The organism is Paenibacillus sp. 01T442 (assembly GCF_056398345.1).
The window spans coordinates 140,431-161,272 of sequence record NZ_JBFTPF010000005.1 but is presented as its reverse complement, the minus strand read 5'-3'; the positions used below and the strand labels follow the sequence as shown (position 1 = coordinate 161,272).

Genomic DNA, 20,842 nt, shown 5'->3' with positions numbered 1-20,842 from the left:
ACCAATTCTTGTGATAAACACTCCTTCAAGTAAAAAAAGAGAAGTCCTTGTGTAGCAAGGCTTCTCCATCTGTATAGTACGCTTTTTTAGTCATGATACTGACAGCTGATAATAATATTTGGGCATTCTAATCTTCATTCTCATTGCCTCTAAATTGCCCACTACAGGCTCTCCCTGTATAATCTTATCGCTCGCCTTCCCACTCCGCATAGAACTGCTGCAGGTATTGCTCCATGAAGCGATGCCGCTCCTCCGCGAGCTGCCTCGCGTAGGCCGTATTCATAAGCTCCTTCAGCTTGAGGAGCTTCTCGTAAAAGTGATTAATCGCGGTGTCGTTGMCCCCGCGATACTCCTCCACCGTCATGTGCTCGCGCGCGATGACGGAAGGATCATGAATCGGGCGGCCTTTCCAGCCCGAATAGGCAAACACGCGCGAGATGCCCACCGCGCCAATGGCATCCAACCGGTCGGCATCCTGCACGACCTGGCCCTCAAGCGTGCGCATTGGCGGCCGCGCGCCGCCCTTGAAAGACATCGTGCTGATAATCTCCAGCACGTGCTCCACCTGCGCCGCCGGCGTGCCGCTGGCGGCGAGCCATGCCTCCAGCTCGCGCTGCGCCGCGGCTGGATCGGCGTTCAGCTTCTCGTCGACGACGTCGTGAAGCAACGCCGCAAGCTCGCAGACGAAGCCATCAGCGCCCTCCTGGGCGGCTATACGCTTCGTCGTCTGCACCACGCGATAAATATGCCACCAATCGTGGCCACTGCTATCGCGCTCTAGCTTTTGCTTCACGAGCGTCTCCGCCGCGAGTAGTATCCGTTGTTGATCTACTTCGTGATCCATCATTTTTTCTTCTTCCTCTTCCCTTGTCCAGACTTTCCTTGTTCCAGCTTTTCCTGTTCAGACTTTCCTTGTTCCAGCTTCTCCTGTTCAGACTTCCCTTGTCCAAACGTTCCCTGTTCCTGCTGTTCATGTTCAGTATTTCTTTGTTCCGGATTATCTTCTTTAGCACTCTCGTCGCTCAAAGGCGCTCCGCCAGATACGCCCTCATCGAGATGTCCGAACTCTCCAGCGATCTCATGACCCGCATGGAGCTTAAGCGCAACCGCTTTGCCCTCATCCGTTTTCTTCGGTTCAGGCACTTTTCCATCTATCTGTTTTTGTATGATTTTCTTGAAATTTTTGCCGTATTTATCCTCAAGTTTCGTACCCATATCCTGCTGAAGCTCTTGTAACACGACACTACTGCAAAAATGATTATACAGCAACTCCACCATCGCAGGATGCTCGGTTATCATTGCTACGGCCTGATCTTCGGCGCCGCGCGTGCCAATAATCGCCAGTTTACGATCAATAAGTATCGCGAATTTACGTCCCTGCTGCCCCTTCAGACCCTCGCCCCGTTTACGTGCAAATGGGTAGAAACCAGTTCCCGCATCGCGCGTTGGCATGACGATGACACGCACGCCCTGTGCAGACACCTCGCGTATATCTTCCCTCAGCAGCTTCGCTTCCTCTGGAGACAGATCACAGAACGCCTCCTCCTTCGCTTTCCGCAGATCCGAACGGATACGTTCGATAACCTTGGTTTCACCCTCCAAGCTAAAATACTCAGACATATGCGTCTCTTGCTTGGGCAGATGCTCTTTCACATACCGGATGGAGGCTTGCAGCTCCGCTTCCATTCGCTCGCCGATTTCCTCAATCGGCACGCTTTGATAGACGGTTGGTTCACCATGACTCGTGAGCACTGCTCCCTTTTCAGCGAGCTTTTGTAAAGCTGCATATACGTTCGAACGCGATACGCCAAGCCCCTTGGCGATTTCATAGCCAGTTTGCGTGCCACTCACTGCTAGTACGTGCAGACACTTCGCTTCCAAATCCGTGAAGCCAAGGTTTTTCAAATGCTGTAGAACATTTTCCATGGCGCAGCCCCCCTCATATCTCTATTGTAGCATGATTAAATGCATAGTCGTACCGTTTCACAGTACGTCGATATTATAATTTTATATTGATAATGATAATCATTATCACATAATATGGTGGAAGTTAATGGATTGCTCGTGCTTGCACAGAATCCTGTTCTATCTGCTTGACGTCAGGTTGAATCAAGGAATTATATCCCCTATTAGGAGGCCCACCATGTCCAAAATTATTATCGTATACGCAAGCATGTCTGGAAATACAGAAGAACTCGCCGAGGCGATTGCAGCCGGCATTCAAGAGGCAGGGATTGAGCCTGTTCTCAAAAACGTCATGGATACAAACGCTAGTGAGCTCGAGAAGTATGAAGGGGTTCTGCTCGGAGCTTATACGTGGGGAGATGGCGATCTACCAGATGAGTATGAAGATTTCTACGACGAAATGGATGACATTAATCTGGAAGGACGCAAGTTCGGCGTATTCGGTTCTGCTGATTCCTCTTACACGTATTTTGGCAAAGCGGTGGATACACTCGAAGAGAAGCTAGCTGAGTTAGGCGCTGAGAAAGTATTTGACGGGTTAAAGGTTGAACTGAACCCTAGCAAAGATGAAAAAGCACTTTGTCGTGAGCTAGGACTTAAATTTGCAGCATCCCTAGGCGTTTCGATCTAGACAACAACCGTCAGGGGAATCGCCCTGACGGTCCTTTTAAGTTTGAGGATTATTAGATAGTTATGGCTCCGAATTCAGACGTAGTTCAATCCGGAGGTGCTTGGAAACGGAACGGGGAAAAGCTCAAGAATCTCTGACTGATGGTTTTCCGCCATTCCGCCCGTTTACCAACAAACCTACCAAACAAACAAATCATTTCCCTTTAATTTGAAAATAGCTTCCATAAAATAGTAATCCCCATAGATGATTGCCGTATGTCGCTCCGGATGGTGATACGCAGCCGAACCATTCATCAATATACAATCGGAGTCTGTTGTCCAGTCGCAACGCGATTGATCTAATGTTTTCAACAGCTTCAAAGCGGCTTTCATATACGCATCTTTTTCGTGCTCACCAACGACCTTCGCAATTTCAATGAGCCCGCATGCTGCAATTGCTGCTGCCGTGGAGTCCTCGTATTCAGGTTCTTTCGGTTGTCTGAAATCAATTGGAATGATGCCGTTGTCCGGAATGTTGGCCATAAAATAATGCGCAACACGCTTTGCCGTATGCAAATATTCTTCCTTCTGCGTATGCAGATAGCTCGAGATAAAGCCATACATAGCCCATGTCTGCCCTCGCGTCCAAGAGGAACCTCCTTCGTAGCCCTGGCCTCCGTAAGTTGCTGCCACACCGCCTTGAAACGGATCAAACTCAACAATGTGATTAACGGAACCGTCTGGTCTGATAAATGCGGTCATCGCTGTATCGGCATGCCTCATGGCAATTTGTTTGAACCGCGGATCTCTGCTTTCTTCGCTTGCCCAATACAAAAGCGGGAGATTCATCAGACAATCTACGATGGCCCAGCCCCGCGTATCTCCGCCTTCGTTGTCGTTCCATGCCCGGATAAAACCGCCAGCCAAATTAAAGCGCCCGGCAAGCAAGTTCGCAGCATGCATGGCTCTCTTATGAGATTCCGGTTGTCTGGTTACTTTATAATTCGCTACACTGGTTGGCAGCCACATAAATCCAACATCATGATGCAGCCCGTAATATTGACGGAAGCATTCATCCAGCGCATCTTCCGAGATATTAGCAATTTCCTTATAAGCTTCATTACCCGTTTCGTGGTACATAAGCCACATCATGCCGCCCCAAAACCCATTGGTCCACCAATTGATCCCGTCTGTGATCGAACCCCTAGGATTCTCTTCCATACGGTTGTCATGCGTGCCATTAATGGTTGTATAGGGAATCTTAGTTCTCGATTTATCGCTAACCCAGTCCATTTTCGTTGTAATTTTATCAATGACACTCTCTAACCATAGTTGATCGCTTGCCTGTAGCATACGTCTCCCAACTCTCTTCGTTTTTCTTTCAGTTTATTACGTATTCCAAGCAATTTCTTTGCGATTATTGGGAGATATATTGCGATTATTGTATCGCGGCATTATTATTGTAATTGTAAACAACAGAATGCGGTAATTCCCGGAAAGGAACACGTTGATGACGGATTCAAAGTATTATGAAATGTTAGAAGAAGATTTAATGACGTATCATTCCAATTCTACTTTCGTTCCCATTAATGACTTTCACTTTCATGAAAATTACGAAATATTTTTATTTTTGAATGGTGATATTCAATTATTTATCGATCAATTCTGCTATCCGCTGCAAAAAGGCAGTCTCGTTGTTATTAACAATCACGAGATCCATAAAATTCGCAATCTCTCGTCGCAGCCCTACGAGCGAATTACACTTCATTTTAAGCCGCAAATTGTTCTACCCTTTTGCTCATCCGAAACGAATTTGCTTTCCTGCTTTCAAAATCGCAAACCTGGCCTTAACAATATTGTCCAGCTTGGCGAGATGCAAATCGAAGCCTATCGATCCCTTGTGTCGAAATTAAGTGAAGTCCTGGGTCAAACTAAATATGGAAGTGATGTTCTTTCTTACGCCTATTTGATGCAAATTCTTGTTTTTACCAATGAGGTTTTCCGAGAAACGAATGCGCATATCCCAAGTATCACTTCGTCATTGATTCAATCTGTGATGAACTACATCGACACGAATCTGCTTAAGGAATTAACCTTAGATCACATAGCCAAAGAGTTATCCGTGGACAAGTTCCATCTAAGTCGTACGTTCAAGCATCAAACCGGCGGAACCGTTTATCGTTATATTTTATTAAAACGAGTGGCTCAGGCTAAACAGTTATTATCCACGGGACATTCTGTCTCTGACGCTTGCCATTTGTCAGGCTTTAATGACTATGCCAATTTTATTCGTACGTTTAAAAATATTACCAACATATCTCCCGGCCAATACGGGAAATCGACCTAACTCATTCCATTGGAGCGGAACAGCACCAGTATGTTGAAGAACAGCAGAAAAAGGACCGGAGGGCAGCTCAATCGCCACCTACGGTCCTTCTCTATCGGCCTACCCGCGCCGATCCCTACCTTTGTTACAGCGTCTCCACTTCAGCAAACTCAATATATTCCATCGACTTCAACTCATCATAGACCTCAGAAGCATATTTGCGATCGACGAACACGATGAAATTCAGCTCCTGCAGATCTTTGTTCAATTCTTTGATATGAACGCTTTTCATTTTGTAACCCTTGGCAATAATGGCTTTGATGATCGTCGTTAGGTTCCCATCATGGGAAACAATCAAACGGACGCGAAGATCCTTCATCGTCAGCGGTTTTGGACCAATTTTCTTAATAAAATAAGGTAAAACAATTACGCTGATGAGAATGAGCATGAGTCCGAAAAAGGCTTCCACGTAGAATCCAGCTCCAACAGCAATTCCAAGGCCCGCAGCTCCCCAAATCATAGCAGCCGTAGTCAAACCAATAATGACATCATTGTGCTTGCGAAGAATAACACCAGCGCCAAGAAAACCGATCCCGCTCACCACTTGCGCCGCCAGCCTCATGGGATCCATGACATGTAGTCCGGCTACGGCATATTTATTGGCCGATTCGATAGACACGATTGTTAATAAGCAGCTGCTTAAGCAAATGACCAGCGACGTCTTCAGTCCCAGCGGTTTATTCCTAATTTCCCGTTCCAATCCAATAATTAATCCAAAAATTGCAGAAATCCCAAGTTTCATTAAAATATGCAAATCTACAGTAAATTCCATCATCGTTGACTCCCCTAGTTAAGTAACCTTTACAATATCTTAACAAAGAGACGATGTAAATAACCATTTGTTAAATATGGCAATGTTTATGCGAACAACCAAAAAGCCCGAGATGAGTTAGGCAACTCCCCCAGGCTTAGCTAGTTAGATTCGGAAGCGATATCCTGCTCCCCATATAGTTTCAATATATTGTGGATTGGATGGATCCTGCTCCACTTTCTCTCGCAGCTTACGGATATGTACCGTCACTGTGGCAATCTCCCCCATGGCATCCATGCCCCACAACAGGTCAAACAATTGCTCCTTACTGTATACCCGATTGGGATTCATGGCAAGATKGGTCAGCAGATCGAATTCTTTGGTCGTAAACATGACCTCTCGATCATTCACGAACACGCGCCGCGCTGTTTTATCAATCATCAGTCCGCGAATGCGAACTTCATCGTTCTTCGACTCACGACGTCCCATTAACCGTTCGTACCGGGCCAAATGAGCCTTAACCCTAGCCACCAGCTCACTTGGGCTAAACGGTTTGATCATGTAATCATCGGCACCAAGGCCGAGTCCTCGTATCTTGTCGATGTCTTCCTTTTTAGCCGAAACCATGACGATTGGAATGTCTTTCACACTCCGAATACGTCGGCAAATTTCAAAGCCATCCATTATCGGAAGCATAAGATCGAGTATCACGAGATCATAATCGATCGACAGCGCCCGCTCAAGTCCACGTTCACCGCTCGTTTCAAGATCAACCTCGTACCCGTTAATTTCCAAATAATCACGTTCTAGCTCGGCAATGCTTTGTTCATCTTCTACGATCAAAATCCGACTCATGCTTCGCTTCCCTTCCCCTGATGGAGTGGTAAGGCCATAAACACGGTAGTGCCCAGCCCTAACACGCTTGTCGCACCAATGCGCCCGCTATGTTCTTCAATGATTTGCTTCGCAATTGCCAGTCCTAGCCCGCTGCCTCCTGTTGCCGTATTGCGCGAAGGATCTGCGCGGTAGAAACGATCAAAAATATGCGGAAGCGCCTCCTCCGAGATCCCCTGACCATTATCCTTGATTTGAATAACGGCGAATTCAGCCTGTCGCAACACGCTTAACGTAATCTTACAATTGCCTTCTTCACTGTATTTAACTGCATTCTCTATTATGTTTAAAAGCACACGTCTAAGCTTGTCGCGATCTGCTGTAACCAGTATCGGCTCTTGTGGCAGATCGGCAAGTGTAAACTGGACTCCTTTTTTCTCCATATCAAATTGCAATTCCTGCGCACAATCCTGCACGTAGTTCCCTAGATCGACGGTCTCGAATTGAAATGGAACTTTACCCAGATCCAACTTGGAAAATAGAAATAGCTCATCAATCAGCCGATCCATATCTGCCGCTTTGTTATAAATGGTTCGTATATATTTATCCAGCTTATCCGGCGAATTCGAAACACCATCCATGATGCCTTCGACATAGCCTTTGATCGCGGTGACTGGTGTTTTCAAATCATGGGAAATATTCGAGATAAGCTCTTTGCGATTCTCCTCGTATTGGAGCTGCAGCTCTACGGATTTCTTGAGTTTACGCCGCATTTCTTCAAATGCAACACTGAGCTCGCCAAGCTCATCTTTCCTGTGTGGAATAATTTCAAAGTCTAGATTTCCCTCTTTGATCTCTTCTGCTGCACGTTTAAGTGCTCGCAAGGGCCGAATAATGCTCCGCGAAACGAAGTACGTCAGCACGCCATTGGTAGCAATGAGGATGAAAATAAAAGTTAAGAATACCGTTTTTGAAAATTGGTGCAAGTATTTCTGAAAAGGACCGCCATCTAGAAACACGAATACCGTTCCTTTACTCTTATCAGAAAATAAGAAATCCTGCTGTCTAGTTATCAACAGAGAGCCTTGATTACGTTGAAATTTCCCTGGCGGCGTACCATAAAGTGGGAGCTGTGAGGTGTCCCCAGCTTCTCTATCCTTCAGATAGGATGATAAATACGTGATCGTTTGATCCTTCCGAATGATCAGTCCCATATTGATTTTGTGAAATTGCTCGTTCAAGTCCTCCACAAATTTCTCCTGAAGAAAGGCATCAGGGTCAGTTTCAATTTTGGCCTTTATATAAGCGACATTTTCCGCTTCCTGATCAATGACGCGCTTAATGGGATTGCCATGCGAAAAGTCGACATCAAAGCCGGATTTCAGGCTCCCGAAGGTGGCGACGCTGATAAGAATGACGGCTAGCCCAAAGAGCACAAGCGGTACAAGCAGCATGGCAATATAGGATAGGACTAGCCGTATGCGAATCGACATCGGGTTCAGAGCTCCTTTTTATCAAACAAATAATAACCTGCTGTAAAAAATAGTATACTGCACGCTGCCAAAAACATAAAGATCGAGAAGATCTTGCTCGTCACCATCGAACCGCCAACCMATAGCATATGCCAATCCATGTACGCTATTGGTGAGTAAGTTGCGAGTTGTGGGAGGAATAAATCGGCTACTTTGAATGCCAAGTATAGCAGGATACTGACCGTCAGCGCCGAGCTGCTGCTCGAGAAAAATTGTGCCAAACATACCGCGGCGATACTCAATGCAATCAGGGGGACGAAGGCAGCGCCGTAGGCGAGCAACCAGTTGCCGAGTGTCCCGATCCCACCGAAATGCTGAAATAGTAAAGCGGAGAACATCGATGCGACGAGGGCCACGACTAAATAGAGGGCAATATAGATCGCCAGCGCTAGCTGTTTGGATGCGAATACTTTAAAACGGGAGAGTGGTCGGGTAAGAATGTTTTTCATCGTCCGATCCCCCATCTCACCAGAGAACACATCCGCAGCTCCCATGAACACGAACAGAGGCAAGAAAATCGTTGTGAACAAGCCCAACATAACGATGGGAAAATCCTTCGCCGCGATCGCGCCAATGCCGATACCATTCTGGAATCTCGACAGCAGAATACCTGCTAGAATGGGCAATAGCAAGGTGACCGCTAGGAAGAAGATGGTTTTCTTTTTGTAGGCTAGTTTCAGCGTCTCATTCCAGACATTTGCTGTCAAAATACTAGGCATTGGCAGCAAGCCCCCTGACTTCTTTAATTTCCCGTAGGTAAGCGGCTTCCAAAGATGGGCTGCCTTCGATCAAATCAGAGACAAGTCCTTCACGGACGAGCTTTCCTTGATGGATGATGCCAATGCGATTGCACATCAGCTCCATTTCGTGGATGAGGTGGGAAGAGATTAAGAACGTGATCCGCTCTTCTCGTGCTAACCGTAGAATGATTTCTCGAATATGAACCATGCCCTCAATGTCGAGGCCGTTCGTCGGCTCATCGAGAATGAGAAGTTCTGGCTTTGAGAGCATCGCGGCCGCTAGTCCGAGCCTTTGCTTCATGCCCAGTGAGTAGCCTGCAACCTTTTCGTGCTGAAAAGGGGTTAAGTCCACGATCTCCAGCACTTCGTCTATTCGCTGCTTGCTCACACCTGGATACAACCGCCCCGCTTGTTCCAGATTTCTTCTGCCGCTCATGTAAGTGTAGGCTTCTGCCGTTTCGATCAACACGCCGACCTTCGCCATCGCTTGCTCGTACTGCGTTTTCACGTCGTAGCCGAACAGCTTCACCTGACCTTGCTGCGCCTGAGATAGGCCAGTCATGATCTTCATGACGGTTGTTTTCCCCGCTCCGTTTGGCCCAAAAAAACCATAGATATCACCACGCTGCACCGTCATATTGACTTGATGGATACCGCGGAGGTTCCTGAAAATTTTCGTTACATTGTTTAGTTGGGCGACGTGTTTCATGCCGTTCCGCCTCTCAAAAGGGAATGAGGAGGTCAACCGAGGTTGACGGCTCCTCTTTGGTGTTTCTTAGAGCTTAGTGCTTAGAACTCAGTGCTTAGTTCTTTTCGCCCCATTTTTTGTGGCCCGACATGTCATCGAATTTCACGTTCTCTACTTGCTTGCCACTCAAATCCACCGTGTCAGGCGTTGTCGAGTTCAAGCTAGATAGTGTCATGTCAATGCGCAGCACAACATCATGCTCAGCGCCTTGCTCATCTTTACCAGACAAATGAATTTGTGCAGATTGACTCGTTATGTGGTCATCCCCATCCACGCTCGCATTTACTTCGACTTCATCCATGGAAATATCGGAAGCAAGTTGCGGCAAACTGTTGCGCAATGTGGCAAGGTCGATGCCCAGTGTGTTTGCTTTGGTTGGCATTGGCTCATCTTTGGCCATGGTGCCATGTTTGATGACAAGTGAACCCACGGTATTCACAATCGGAGAAATCTGGCTGCCGGAAAGCTTGAAATGAATTTCCTTCCCGTTACCAGCTGCGTCATCCATCGTGACATAATTTTTCAAGTTGCCGACCAGGGCATCCACTACATTTTCCACTTCGCTGATGACTTCTGGGTCTGCGGTATGGTTGCCTTGGTTATGCCCTTTGAACTTCGTTGGCGCATTGTCACCTTCGATGACTTTGTATACATCAGAATCTGCTGTTTTGATAATCTGCTTGCCATCTTGGCTGTAGAATTGAATCGTTTGCTGCTCATTTGTGCCATTAAGCACATTCACTTGCGCACTTCCAGCTTGATCGGCTCCACCGGTTTTGATCGTTGACTTTACTTGGAGCAAGGAAGCTCCATTGTCCTGTAAAGACACGTTCACTTGGCGTGTTACGTTCTTAATCGTCGCTGTCTGTTTCACCGCTGTTTTGAAAGCTTCATACCCGGGAGCCTCTCCCACACCTGCATATACGGAAGTCACTAGCATCATGCTGCCAACTGCTACACCTAAACCCAACATCGCTAACTTCTTATTCATCTCGTCCTGCCTCCGCGTAATCCATACGCTTTCTCTAATTTGGCCGCGCTACCTGCGCTTCCATACTGACTATCTTAGCCCTCAAGAGTTAATTGCCACTAAACCGCCTATTAACCTGGCCTAAAACAATTCTTAAATATTTCTAAACTGKGGGAGAGCAAGCCAGGGAATTAGTTAGTAGGCAGAGATGGTGCGGGAGGATGGCTGAGTAGATCGTTGTGCGGTTCGTGACGTAAGTGAGTAGATAGTTGGGGCGCGGTAGTTGGTAACAAAGTGAATCGTTGGCTGGTGTCTTAACTAGTCGCTCCTAAAAACATAACTGGAAAAAATCCCGCTAATTTATCGGTTTCGGCAAGAAAATCGACATTAAATGGAAAACATACAGTTTCACTCTCTCCACTACTCTCCCATCTCTCTCCATCTCTCTCCATGTCTCCATTTCTCCTTCTCTCTTACTCTCCCCTCTCTCAAAAATGCAAAAATACAACCTTTCCCACTAATTTATAACAAAAATTGGTAAATAAGTGCAAATAGGCAACCTTTTTAACGTATTTCATGATTATCTCCTGAAATCACACCAAATTGATGCCTATTCGCATCAATTTCCAATAACAGAGGGGAGAACCATTCGAAAAGTGCTCTTTTGCATTTTTGACAGGGCTCGGAGAGAGGACTTGAATTTACTCCTTTTTTCCCACATTCTTTTCATTACTCTCATTACTCTCATTACTGTCACTACTTCTCACTACTCCTATTGGGGGGAGACTCGGTGGCGATGCTGGGGTCGGGTACGGGCTGATGCGTTCGGGATGTGAGATACGGTGCGGGGGGCGGGGATGCCGGGTGTTGGGGCGAGGGGCGGCGAGGGGCGAGATGCCGGGTGTTGGGGCGAGGGGCGGCGAGTGCCGAGATCCCGGGTATTTGGGGTGAGGGATGGCGTGTGGCGGTGACGTGCAGTGTTGCACGGTGCGGGGTATGGACTGTTGAGTTAGGTGCCTACCTCCAGACATACCACAATTAAAAAGCCGCCTCCTGAGTATCGAACCGTCAGTAGGCAGCTAATTTGTAAACTAATACTGTTTCGTTTTCTCTATCATCTTCAACATGCCGGTATGGATAATTTTCGCTTTCACCGAAATGTTTCCCAATTCATAGTCTTTAAGCGGCTTCTCTCCATAAGCGGTTAGTTTAGCCCATGTTTTGAACTCATCCCTGTACAACACATGTTCCAATGTGTAGACGTCGATTCCACGACTTTTTCCAAGTTTAAAGGTTGACTGGACTTCCTCTGCTATTTGTTTGGAAACTTGTTCTTGCAACTCTTTCTCACCAATATCTTTAAGTATTTCAGCAATAGTAACATAGGCTTTAATCTCAACATCAAAGAAGACCTGCTCCCCCTTTGTTCGTACCTTGATGAGAGCCTCTGGCTTAATACTTGCGTTTTGAATCGCTTTCCCCTCATGATACACAACCATTGGGGTACGACTTGTGTGCTTGTACAACCATCTTGCACCACTGTATTGATTTTCAGAAAACCATTGCAAATCATGCTGCTTGTTTAGGGTATATACACCGCTCACGATAAGTTTTTGATCAGGTTTTTCATTTTTCTTCCAGACCTCTTTATTGATATCTAAAGAGGGGAGCATGACAGTAAACCCGGGTTCCCTTAATTTGGACACAACCTGGAACAAGCGCTGTGGGGGAATATACGAACGCTGGCGATAACTGTCTACCGGTTGCATCAAAATAGAGCTCATTGGTGAGACATTGAAGAAAGGGATCACGGAGAAAATCGACTCAATAGATTCGTCCGTCATATACACCCATTGGGTAAATCTCGTTTCGCTATACCTAATTGCGCCGTCAGTAAAGACGCTAATACCTTGAGTAAGTGCATCCTTAGAAAATAAATAAGCGCCAACATGCCCCCAAAAAACACGTTGCTGAGACGTCCGGTAGAGCTTATTGAACGCATCACTAATGGTTGTTCCTTCTTCTTTACCTACCCAAATCAAAGGCGGTTGCGACGACCGCCCCCCCTCCTGTTTAGCCACACTAGCGAAATCCAGCATTTGACCGTAAACAATATATTTCCCATCCTTATAATCAAAGCCAATCGCTGTCATATAATTCGTGTCTTGAATCGTTTTCAAATCCCAACAGCCAGTCAGGCTAATCAACAAAAAGACTCCGAACGCAAGTTTCACCAACGCTATTTTCATCATGAGGGGTCCCCACCTTGCCGGGTGTCATCCTTCGGGTTGAGCGAGTGCGGCCTTGTTTTTAGCTTCTTCCAAGGCTTAGCCAAAAAAGCTGTGAATATTTCCCCTAATTGGGGAGGTGAAAGCGGAGAGAGATAGGGTACTCCGAATGAACTCAATGTCGACAAGAGCAGTACGAGCCCCATGAGGGATATCATGAATCCATAAATACCGAACATGGTGGAGACTAGCAGAATAACAATACGTAAAATCGTAATTGTACCTGCAAGTGATTGATTGACAAGTGTATACATCGATATCGTCGACAAAGAAGTCACGACCAAAGTTGTTGGACTTGTAATGCCTGAGCGAATCGCCGCGTCCCCGACGATTAATCCGCCAACAACCGTGACCGTCTGTCCAACTACTTTGGGCAACCTAGCACCCGCTTCGCGGAACAATTCGAATAACAGCAGCATGATGATAAAATCCATCGGTCCTGACAAAGGCAATCCTAATCGTGACGAGGAGATGGTCGCAACAAGTTGATACGGAATTTGGTCCAAATTAAAACTGGAAACTGAAATCCACAAGCCAGGCAGCAATACCGAAATTAACAAGCCGATCAATCGCAGTATTCGCTCGAAAGCAACGAAAAAAAACGGATTATGGACATCCTCAGGTGAATTTAAAATAAAAGATAGACTAGCAGGCGCGATGAGAACCATCGGCGAGCCATCGACGATGACGGCAAACCGACCACGGAGTAGGCTATCCGCAACAAAATCTGGCCTCCCCGTGTAATTTAATAGTGGAAATAAGGCGAATGTTCGATTTGATAAAGCATCATCGAGTTGTGAACTGCTAATTACCGCATCCACATCAATCGATTGCAGTCGGTCTCTTGCTTCTTGTAAGATCGACTCATTGATGACATCACCAAGATACAGTAGGGCGACTACCGTGTTGCTTTTTCGTCCCAAATGTATCTTTTCACAACATAAGCTCGGCGTGGCTAAGCGTTTGCGAACTAAAGCGATATTCGTGACCACATCTTCTGTAAACCCGTCGCGCGGTCCTTTAATCGAGGTTTCCGTACTTGATTCTTCGGGTGAGCGGTTCGGAGGTGATGCAATATCCAGTGAGTAAATCGATTGGGTATGTTCAAAAAATAAAACAAGCTGTCCTGCATACACAGCTAATTTCATATCATCTATGACGTGAGTACCCGTGAATTTGATTAATTCCAACATCGAACTCAGATCAAGGGCATTTTCATTTTGGTAAAAGTCACTATCTATAAAAACCTGCAGTTTAGGCAACACGAGCCCCTCGATCATATCGGTTCGTACCATGCCTGCACAATATAGCAAGATAACACGCTGGGCGATGCCACCTTGCTTGACAGGATATGTTTTCAGAATGACGTCGTCCGAAAGAGCAAACCACTCACGGAAATCTTGCTCATCCACTAGGCAACTTCTCCTTTCGCCGTATAGGCAGCATCGCGACTAAAAGCAGAAACAAGGACAAGCATAAGCCGACTACAAACATAAAGGTATAGTAATAATTTTGCAGAATATGCACCATTTGATTGTCTGATAGGGGGTACATGCTTGCTGCAATTAAACCAAGGCTGATCCACACAAGATATTTCGTTCTGGTCGATTTCTTCGTGATGCTCAGCATGTCTACCATAATAAACATCATGATGGATGTACGCATGCTAGCCCCTGAGATCCATTGAAATATGGATAGAAAGTCAAGATGAGAAATATATTTCCCCATGGTTACCATTCGCCATTGTTCAAAGGCGGGATACCTTAGATCTGCTGCTTCGAAGGGACCAAATATCGCAATGGCCCCAGTTAGCGGACCGATGGTTAGTCCAATAACACATGTGGTTAGAATCAGTAAGCCTCTCAAGCGTATACGGGTCCGAACATGGTGCTGCATAATAAGAACACTCAATATTTCGAAGGAAGCGCTGCAGCTCAATAACATACACATCACAGTCGGACCATAACCATGTGTAAAAAGTGGTGTGAGCAGTGTGTAATCCTTATATTGGAAGTTAGCGCCCATCACAAAATAACCCAGGACAACGACTCCTGGTATGAGAACTCCTGATGCAATCGCAATCACCCTGATGCCTTCTCTTGCCGCAAAAAAACAAAATAAAACAAACATTAATTCTATGATCAATATGGGTGTTCTTGGCAAATAAGAAATGTGTGTCCACATGGTCACGTCTTTAATTGTGACAACAGTATGTGAAAAACAGATCAGAATAATCGTCAACTGAACAAGATGCGTTATCCATTTCCCTGTTCTCATTCGGACCCAATCCATCAAGTTACCCTGCTTGGATCGTCTTACCAAGAAATAGAGCAGGCATGTCCAAATAAGCATGGGAACAAGTGAAAGTGTAGCCCCCACCCATGAATCTCGCTTTCCATAATGCAGCAGGACGGGAATGAGCAAGACATGATTCGTAATCGCGATAGAAATAATCACAATCATATACAATTGAAGTGACGTGATCTTGTTCTTTGCAAGCATAAGGTTCTCCCACTTTGATATGAGATGGACATACAATAACGGCTATCGTTAAGTTCTCCCGCTTCTGGAAAATTATGCGTAAAGACGCAACAAAGCCGCCTTCCAAGGGTCGGAAGGCGGCTTATGCGGTCAATTATATTAATAGAATGTTGCCAATATAATAACCAACAAAATATACAATACCAGTACAACTGCAGTGCTGGAGTGTCCAACGTTTGACATGGTTAGTTCCCCCTTCCGCCTGCTATACCTGATCTTGGTTGCTCCATATATTCTATGTTAGGCAGGGCGGATGGGTATGGACGGATGTCTATTAATCGGGAAGAAAAGGGGTTAATTCACCTAGATAACAGACATCTAAATAGTGAAGTGCCCGGGTGCAAGCCGTGTAAAACAGCTTGCGTTCCTTCGCCTCCGCGTAGACAGCTGCCCCGGCGTCGTAGAGAATAACCGCGTCGAACTCGAGCCCTTTGGCGAGGTACGCCGGCAGGATCATCACGCCTGCTTCGTAGTGCAGCGTGTCTTTGCTAATCCGCGCGAGCTCCGGCAGCAGCGGCTTCAAGCGCCCGTGCGCAGACTCCGTCTCGCGCTCGGTCTTGCAAATAATCGCGACGGAGCTTGCGCCGCCGCCCTGCCTCAGTGCAGCCGCCTCTGCGACGAGGCGGATCAGTTCTTGCTCGCTTACTGCGCGCAGCAAGCGCGGCTCTTCGCCGCTGCGGCTGAACGGTTCCACCGGTTCGCCGCCCGGCAAGACCTGACACGCGAACTCCGTGATTTCGCGTGTTGAGCGGTAACTCTTGACGAGACGGATCGTCTCCGTCTCGTCTTCCCCCATCAGCTCGCTAATCGAGCTGTAGGCTTGCTCTTGCTGCGTGGAGTCTGAACCTCCACCAGCGTTGACGAGCTCGCTCACATTCGCGTTCGCATGCGTGAAGATCCCTTGATTCCAATCGCCGAGCAGCGTAAAGCGTGCGCGTGGGAACATCTTTTTCAAATAGGCATAGTGAAACGGTGAATAGTCCTGCGCTTCATCAACGAGGCAGTAGCGGATCGTGCCCACGCGCAGCTGCCCCTCCACTAGTCCTTTGAGATACACGAGCGGGGTCGCGTCCTCATAACGCAAGTGACCTTGCGTGAGCGCCTCCACCGTGAAATCACTGATCGTTGCCCATGCTTCAGGCAGGGGCTGATGGGCAAGCCTCACTAGTTCTTGTTGAAGGCTCGGATCCGTAAACAAGGCTTTGTACATGCCGAGCACGTCGACATAGGTTAATTTCTGTGCTTTTTCGCGGAGCGGCGTGATCGCTTTGTGCGCTTTAACTCTGCTCATTTTCTTCATTTCAGGCTCAGAACCCATATATTTCGGCTCACGCACAAGCTTACGATAAAACCGTTTCTGCACATCAGCTTGAAACACGTCTAGCCTCTCTAATATCCATTCTGACAGCTGCTCCATGCGCTCACCGATGGCAAGAATCGAAGGCTTACCGTAGAAGCGTTCGCTCAGCTCATCAGCGGTGATCAGCACTTTCTTACCCACAGCCAAGTCAACGAATCGGATCCCGCCCTCTTTCAATTTATCCCCATAAGCTTCAATCACACTTAGAAAAGCCTCGGAAGTCTTGTAGGTAATGCTCTGCAACCGTGCAGCATACAAAGGATCCTGTTCGGTGCCTGTCAAAATAAATTCGAGCTGATCATACGGATCCTCCAGCTTCAGTCCGGTATCCGTTAATTTATGTGTTAAATAATCTTGGAAGGTCGTTTGCTGCATGGTCGCTTCCCCCAGCTCTGGCAGGACGCGAGATACGTAATCGCTGAACAGTGAGTTCGGCGAAAAGAGGATCATATTATCGGCACTAAGTGTCGTCCGGTACTTATAAAGCAGGTACGCGATGCGCTGCAGCGCAACGGACGTTTTACCGCTGCCCGCCGCACCTTGGACGACCAGCACCTTGTGATGATCATCGCGGATGATCTGATTCTGCTCACGCTGAATCGTCGTCACGATGGAGCTCATCTTCTCATCTGCGCTGCGGCTGAGCATCTTCTGCAGCATCTCATCACCGATCGAGATGCCGGTATCGAACACATCCTGCAGCTCGCCAGCCTTGATGATGTATTGGCGCTTGAGCCACAGCTCGCCGCTAACGTCCATTTCTGGCGTGCGGTAGGTCGCCGGGCCCGGCGGATAGTCATAGAACAAGCTGGCGATCGGCGCGCGCCAGTCATAGATGAGAATTTCATCTGTTTGACTATCGATGAATGACGTCAAACCGATATAGATTTTCTCCCGCTCCTGCTCGCCCTTCTCTTGAAAATCAATTCGGCTGAAATAGGGTGCATCGACGACACGCTMCAGTTTACGAAGTGCATCCTGTGCTAGTCGGTAGCTGCGCTCCTGCCCCTGCAGCACATGCTCCTGCTGAGCCATACTCGCAGCCGTTTCAATCAAATCATCGTCATTGTCTGCATTGACGGAAATATCGTCCCAGAAGCTACGGCCAATAGCCGTCGCTTCTGATCTGCGGTCATCTACCGTTTGGCGCAGCTCTATAATACGCCGCTGAATATTGGATCGCACCACAGAGACGCGCTGCGCTTCCTTCTCTCGTTCTTCATTCCCTATCGCCATGGTTTCAGTCCACTCCCAAGTGATTTCTTTCTTTTAAAGATACACGTTCTGAATGACTTCTTCAAATTCCGGTTCTTCCATATGTACATCATCCATATCGCCCCAACTGCTCACAATCCGCAGGACGTCCATCGCCTTCAGTTCTTGTCGGTTGCAAGCAATCGTCAGCCTGTTCGATTCTTGTGCGATCACACGAAACGGCAGCTCCCAGCTATCCGGAACTTGAATCTCCCCCCGATAAGACACCTTCATCATCGTCGGAAGTCCAATGCGATCTCTCAGCTCGTCTATGGAACCATCATAGCCAATTTGCCCGTGATTAATGACGATAACTCTTGGGCAAAGCTGCTCGATATCATCCATGTCATGGGTCGTTAGCAAGATGGTTTTTCCGAAATCCCGATTTAGCGTCTGTAGGAAACCGCGGATATTCCTTTTGGCTACCACATCTAGGCCGATCGTTGGCTCATCCAAGAACAAAATATCCGGATCATGCAGCATCGAAGCTGCCAAATCGGCTCGCATTCGCTGACCGAGGGAGAGTTTACGAACGGGCGTATCTAGAATTTCTTGTAAATCGAGAAGCTCCGTCAATTCACCTAATCGAAGGTAGGCATCTGCCGCTTCTACGCGATACATCGCGAGGAGGATTTCGTAAGAATCCTTCACTGGGAGATCCCACCACAGCTGGCTCCGCTGACCGAATACAACACCAAGCTGCCTAACGACTTGCTTCCGTTGTTTTTGTGGAGAGCTGCCATGAATCAAAACCTCACCAGAGGTGGGGTGCAGGATGCCTGTGAGCATTTTGATCGTCGTCGACTTCCCTGCCCCATTAGGACCAATATACCCGACGAACTCGCCGGTTTCAATTTCGAAGCTCACATCGCGCACGGCTTCTTTCTCTTTGTACGCCCTAGAAAATAGGGTTCGGATTCCCRAGAACTTCCCCTCTTGGATGACTGGGGATTGAAAGGTTTTGCGTAAATGCCTAACCGTTATCATAAGGATCATACCCTCCCTTTTCGTTAATGTGATTAACTACCTGTACTTTGATAGCGAGATAGTCCTAGCTTCCAGAATTGCATGGCTAGCCACAACACAGCTACAGAGACCATTACTGTGCCTACCAACATGCCCACGCCACCTTCATTCCTCAGTACATAGAGAGCAGGAATATAATTGACGAAACCGACTGGAACAAGTACTAACAGCGCGCCTTGCAGCCATTTGGGATAGATGCTAAGTGGATAGCGGGCCGCTGTTTGGGAGGCATCCTCGGTCATATTTTGCAAAGACTCAATACGTGTTAGCCAGAAGCCTGCCGCCGCCGTCGCCAGCCCAATCGCGAATAAAATCACAGCACCTGTGAGGATGATAACCCCCGTTAAAGGTATAGCGACCCAGCCAATTTGCCCGCTTCCGATAAGCGCTTTCATTGAAATGATCAACAGGATCAAACCTTGGCCGATTTCGGCAATGAGAATCCTTGAATTTTGGGTCATTAGGGCAAGCAGCACAGGGACAGGACGAATCAGAATCGCATCCAGGTCGCCGGACACGAGATATTTCTCCAGATGGTGCACATCGGAGGCGAGTGTGCGATAAATCGCTTTGGAAATCATCATCACCCCGTACAAGTAACTCACTTCATACAGCGTCCAGCCATGTATATGGCCAAACTTCATCATCACCAGCGCCACCATCAGGAATTCAGAGATTTGAATGAACGAAGACATGAGAGTCGAGAACACAAAATTAAACTTATACTGCATGCGACTTCGGAAACTTGCCCGAATGAGCAGCATAAACAGCCTAATCGAGATCATCCGCCCTGCACCTCCAGTTTCTTGCGAACCACCGCAGTAACGGCCAAGCAGACACAAGTAAACCCGATGCCCCAAAGAATTGCGCCCAGCACCACAGTGCCATGTTCAAGTCCAAGGTAGATTCGAGTTGGGTAATAGAGTAAATAGGGATATGGCGTGTACAAGCTGATAGTCCGAAGCCAGCCTGGCAACCATTCCACAGGAATAAAAAAGCCAGATAACAGCATAGCGAACGAATAGTTGACCCAGTAAAACCAACGGGATTCCGTCGTCCATAGGGCGGCTACGCCAATTAAGTAATTCAAACAGATGGAAATATAAGAGGCCGTGACGAGTGAGAGTGCTGTCCATCCATACACCGAGGCGATTTGTGGAAGCTGTAAGGAGAAGATGAAGACGTAGAGGACATAAATCGGAATGCTTTTATATAAAAATTGATACCACACTTGGCCCCATTCACGGCTCATCGCCTGGTAAAATAAGTGCACCGGCCGCAACAGATCGACCGCTATTTGCCCCGTCCTGACCGATTGCTCGAGCCCGAGTCCATTCGTCGTAAACTGTGTAATCCACAGAATGGCCTGGTTAAAAGCAATGTAACTTACGATGCCTTTGGCACCGTATTCGCCTAGCGATGCATCACTGCCTAAGCTGGTCCAGATGCTGGCATAAATAAAGCCGAACACCGCACTGACTGCATTATGCAGCAGATGCGAGCCACGATACTGCAAGTTCCTTGCGTACGCCTTGCGCGCCAAAACCGCGAAAAGCATAAAACACCTCCTGTTTTGTCATTCAAGATCCGTTTGACTTTTCGTTTAACGTGCAGTCGCCGCGTAGAGACGGAATCTCATATTACCAAAATACCCCTGTCTCTGGCAACAGTTATTTCTAGCATGGGGAGGCGTATACGATAAGGTAATAATCTTAGAGCAAGATTAGCTTGTTTGTGGTGGTTGGCGGAAGATGGTGATAGCGATTGCTGTTGGTGGAGTGGCGGAATGTTGAGGCGAGCATGTTTAAAACAAATTAATGTTTAATTGTAAAAACTCC

General features: G+C 47.3%; 19 protein-coding genes. 2 read left to right on the top strand and 17 right to left on the bottom strand.

All coding sequences use genetic code 11. The features are described 5' to 3' along the window. Positions 1-184 precede the first annotated feature (184 nt). Together AC1DLM_RS07265 and AC1DLM_RS07260 are read right to left on the bottom strand one after the other, a co-directional pair. A complete protein-coding gene (locus AC1DLM_RS07265) occupies positions 185-844 on the bottom strand; it encodes an HD domain-containing protein (protein WP_477569605.1) in 660 nt (219 codons plus the stop codon). Beyond that, positions 844-1,926, bottom strand: a complete 1,083-nt coding sequence (locus AC1DLM_RS07260) for a TrmB family transcriptional regulator (protein ID WP_477569552.1) — start codon at positions 1,924-1,926, stop codon at positions 844-846. The genes AC1DLM_RS07265 and AC1DLM_RS07260 overlap by 1 nt, the downstream gene beginning before the upstream one ends. A gap of 217 nt (positions 1,927-2,143) precedes the next feature. Here AC1DLM_RS07260 and AC1DLM_RS07255 point away from each other — a divergent pair, with 217 nt between their 5' ends. Next, complete coding sequence (locus AC1DLM_RS07255) at positions 2,144-2,596, top strand: flavodoxin (protein ID WP_477569551.1); 453 nt, start codon at positions 2,144-2,146, stop codon at positions 2,594-2,596. 176 nt (positions 2,597-2,772) lie between these two features. Here AC1DLM_RS07255 and AC1DLM_RS07250 read toward each other — a convergent pair whose 3' ends face one another. Beyond that, the gene (locus AC1DLM_RS07250; RefSeq protein ID WP_477569550.1) at positions 2,773-3,927 is read right to left on the bottom strand and encodes a glycoside hydrolase family 88 protein; all 1,155 of its coding nucleotides are present in this window, start codon (positions 3,925-3,927) and stop codon (positions 2,773-2,775) included. Positions 3,928-4,084: 157 nt separating this feature from the next. On the opposite strand from AC1DLM_RS07250, the gene AC1DLM_RS07245 reads away from it, so the two are divergent. Further along, on the top strand, positions 4,085-4,921 hold the full coding sequence (locus AC1DLM_RS07245; RefSeq protein ID WP_477569549.1) for an AraC family transcriptional regulator: 837 nt from the start codon (positions 4,085-4,087) through the stop codon (positions 4,919-4,921). A gap of 124 nt (positions 4,922-5,045) precedes the next feature. On the opposite strand, the gene AC1DLM_RS07240 is transcribed toward AC1DLM_RS07245, so the two are convergent. The 14 genes from AC1DLM_RS07240 to AC1DLM_RS07175 all read right to left on the bottom strand — a co-directional run bounded on the left by AC1DLM_RS07240 (position 5,046) and on the right by AC1DLM_RS07175 (position 20,562). Beyond that, positions 5,046-5,732 carry an MgtC/SapB family protein gene (locus AC1DLM_RS07240; RefSeq protein ID WP_441988416.1) on the bottom strand — a complete coding sequence of 229 codons (687 nt, stop codon included), beginning with the start codon at positions 5,730-5,732 and terminating at the stop codon, positions 5,046-5,048. Positions 5,733-5,876: 144 nt separating this feature from the next. After that, positions 5,877-6,566, bottom strand: a complete 690-nt coding sequence (locus AC1DLM_RS07235; protein ID WP_477569548.1) for a response regulator transcription factor — start codon at positions 6,564-6,566, stop codon at positions 5,877-5,879. Continuing rightward, positions 6,563-8,038: a sensor histidine kinase gene (locus AC1DLM_RS07230; protein WP_477569547.1), complete on the bottom strand. Its 1,476-nt coding sequence runs from the start codon at positions 8,036-8,038 to the stop codon at positions 6,563-6,565. The genes AC1DLM_RS07235 and AC1DLM_RS07230 overlap by 4 nt, the downstream gene beginning before the upstream one ends. 5 nt (positions 8,039-8,043) lie before the next feature. Then, on the bottom strand, positions 8,044-8,796 hold the full coding sequence (locus AC1DLM_RS07225; protein WP_477569546.1) for an ABC transporter permease: 753 nt from the start codon (positions 8,794-8,796) through the stop codon (positions 8,044-8,046). Then, positions 8,789-9,526 carry an ABC transporter ATP-binding protein gene (locus tag AC1DLM_RS07220; RefSeq protein WP_441988270.1) on the bottom strand — a complete coding sequence of 246 codons (738 nt, stop codon included), beginning with the start codon at positions 9,524-9,526 and terminating at the stop codon, positions 8,789-8,791. The genes AC1DLM_RS07225 and AC1DLM_RS07220 overlap by 8 nt, the downstream gene beginning before the upstream one ends. Before the next feature lie 94 nt (positions 9,527-9,620). Next, positions 9,621-10,556: a hypothetical protein gene (locus AC1DLM_RS07215; RefSeq protein WP_441988269.1), complete on the bottom strand. Its 936-nt coding sequence runs from the start codon at positions 10,554-10,556 to the stop codon at positions 9,621-9,623. A gap of 293 nt (positions 10,557-10,849) precedes the next feature. Next, complete coding sequence (locus AC1DLM_RS07210; protein WP_441988268.1) at positions 10,850-10,987, bottom strand: hypothetical protein; 138 nt, start codon at positions 10,985-10,987, stop codon at positions 10,850-10,852. 639 nt (positions 10,988-11,626) lie between these two features. Beyond that, complete coding sequence (locus AC1DLM_RS07205) at positions 11,627-12,787, bottom strand: Ger(x)C family spore germination protein (RefSeq protein ID WP_477569545.1); 1,161 nt, start codon at positions 12,785-12,787, stop codon at positions 11,627-11,629. Then, the gene (locus AC1DLM_RS07200; protein ID WP_477569544.1) at positions 12,784-14,235 is read right to left on the bottom strand and encodes a spore germination protein; all 1,452 of its coding nucleotides are present in this window, start codon (positions 14,233-14,235) and stop codon (positions 12,784-12,786) included. Before AC1DLM_RS07200 ends, AC1DLM_RS07205 begins: the two co-directional genes overlap by 4 nt. Continuing rightward, positions 14,228-15,325: a GerAB/ArcD/ProY family transporter gene (locus AC1DLM_RS07195; RefSeq protein WP_441988265.1), complete on the bottom strand. Its 1,098-nt coding sequence runs from the start codon at positions 15,323-15,325 to the stop codon at positions 14,228-14,230. Before AC1DLM_RS07195 ends, AC1DLM_RS07200 begins: the two co-directional genes overlap by 8 nt. Before the next feature lie 313 nt (positions 15,326-15,638). Next, complete coding sequence (gene helD, locus AC1DLM_RS07190) at positions 15,639-17,960, bottom strand: RNA polymerase recycling motor HelD (protein ID WP_477569543.1); 2,322 nt, start codon at positions 17,958-17,960, stop codon at positions 15,639-15,641. A 33-nt stretch (positions 17,961-17,993) separates the two neighbouring features. Continuing rightward, the gene (locus tag AC1DLM_RS07185) at positions 17,994-18,965 is read right to left on the bottom strand and encodes an ABC transporter ATP-binding protein (protein ID WP_477569542.1); all 972 of its coding nucleotides are present in this window, start codon (positions 18,963-18,965) and stop codon (positions 17,994-17,996) included. Between the two features lie 32 nt (positions 18,966-18,997). Further along, positions 18,998-19,789 carry an ABC transporter permease gene (locus tag AC1DLM_RS07180; RefSeq protein WP_477569541.1) on the bottom strand — a complete coding sequence of 264 codons (792 nt, stop codon included), beginning with the start codon at positions 19,787-19,789 and terminating at the stop codon, positions 18,998-19,000. Continuing rightward, positions 19,786-20,562 (bottom strand): ABC transporter permease, encoded by a 777-nt coding sequence (locus AC1DLM_RS07175; protein ID WP_477569540.1) that lies wholly within the window; start codon positions 20,560-20,562, stop codon positions 19,786-19,788. Before AC1DLM_RS07175 ends, AC1DLM_RS07180 begins: the two co-directional genes overlap by 4 nt. Between the last annotated feature and the right edge of the window lie 280 nt (positions 20,563-20,842).